The following is a 1,583-nucleotide window of genomic DNA, read 5'->3' as shown; positions in this document are numbered from 1 at the left end:
GATACGCGTTGGCTGTTTGAAGACGCCGACGCTCAAACGCTCCGGCGCTGTAGGATGTGGCTGCGGCCGATTAGGTAGATGGTGGGGTAACGGCCCACCATGCCGATAATCGGTACGGGTTGTGAGAGCAAGAGCCCGGAGACGGAATCTGAGACAAGATTCCGGGCCCTACGGGGCGCAGCAGGCGCGAAACCTTTACACTGCACGCCAGTGCGATAAGGGAACCCCGAGTGAAAGGGCATATCGCCCTTTCTTTTCTGAACCGTAGGGAGGTTCAGGAACAAGAGCTGGGCAAGACCGGTGCCAGCCGCCGCGGTAATACCGGCAGCTCAAGTGATGACCGATTTTATTGGGCCTAAAGCGTCCGTAGCTGGCCGCGCAAGTCTGTCGGGAAATCCACCCGCTCAACGGGTGGGCGTCCGGCGGAAACTGTGCGGCTTGGGACAGGAAGGCTCGAGGGGTACGTTCGGGGTAGGAGTGAAATCCTGTAATCCTGAACGGACCACCGATGGCGAAAGCACCTCGAGAGGACTGATCCGACAGTGAGGGACGAAAGCTGGGGTCTCGAACCGGATTAGATACCCGGGTAGTCCCAGCCGTAAACGATGTTCGCTAGGTGTGACACTCACTACGAGTGAGTGTTGTGCCGCAGGGAAGCCGCTAAGCGAACCGCCTGGGAAGTACGTCCGCAAGGATGAAACTTAAAGGAATTGGCGGGGGAGCACTACAACCGGAGGAGCCTGCGGTTTAATTGGACTCAACGCCGGTAACCTTACCAGCCCCGACTACAGTGATGACGGCCAGGTTGATGACCTCGCCACGACGCTGTAGAGAGGTGGTGCATGGCCGCCGTCAGCTCGTACCGTGAGGCGTCCTGTTAAGTCAGGCAACGAGCGAGACCCGCACTCTTAATTGCCAGCATGTCCCTTGTGGATGATGGGTACATTAGGAGGACTGCCGCCGCCAAGGCGGAGGAAGGAACGGGCAACGGTAGGTCAGTATGCCCCGAATGGGCTGGGCAACACGCGGGCTACAATGGCCGAGACAATGGGTTCCCACCCCGAGAGGGAGCGGTAATCTCAGAAACTCGGTCGTAGTTCGGATTGTGGACTGCAACTCGTCCACATGAAGCTGGATTCGGTAGTAATCGCATTCCAGGAGAGTGCGGTGAATACGTCCCTGCTCCTTGCACACACCGCCCGTCAAAGCACCCGAGTGGGGTCCGGATGAGGCCTACCTAGTAGGTCGAATCTGGGCTCCGCAAGGGGGCTTAAGTCGTAACAAGGTAGCCGTAGGGGAATCTGCGGCTGGATCACCTCCACAGCACGGGACCTGCCCTCGAGGCAGGCCCACTTGACGTTCGGTCCCGGTCCGTCCGGGCACCGTAGAACTACCAAGGCTCACAGGGCTCATAGCTCAGTGGTAGAGTGCCTCCTTTGCAAGGAGGATGCCCGGGGTTCGAATCCCCGTGAGTCCATCTCGGATAGAAGGAAACCGAGGGGGTTATACCCCCGACGGGAGTACGATGGAATCCAGAAAGATCGATGCACCAGACCGCGAGAGCGCGTCTGGGAAGGGTCAGA

At 59.1% G+C, this 1,583-nt stretch carries 1 tRNA gene and 1 rRNA gene; both read left to right on the top strand.

Annotation, left to right across the window (positions count from 1 at the left end):
* Positions 1-1,321 (top strand): 16S ribosomal RNA (locus J2753_RS14325); the annotation flags it as partial.
* A gap of 84 nt (positions 1,322-1,405) precedes the next feature.
* A tRNA-Ala gene (locus J2753_RS14320) sits at positions 1,406-1,477 on the top strand.
* Positions 1,478-1,583: the final 106 nt, after the last annotated feature.

It is taken from the genome of Halolamina salifodinae (assembly GCF_017874235.1).
Lineage (GTDB): Archaea > Halobacteriota > Halobacteria > Halobacteriales > Haloferacaceae > Halolamina > Halolamina salifodinae.
The sequence above is the reverse complement of the archived record's forward strand: the minus strand, read 5'-3'. Positions and strand labels throughout refer to the sequence as shown.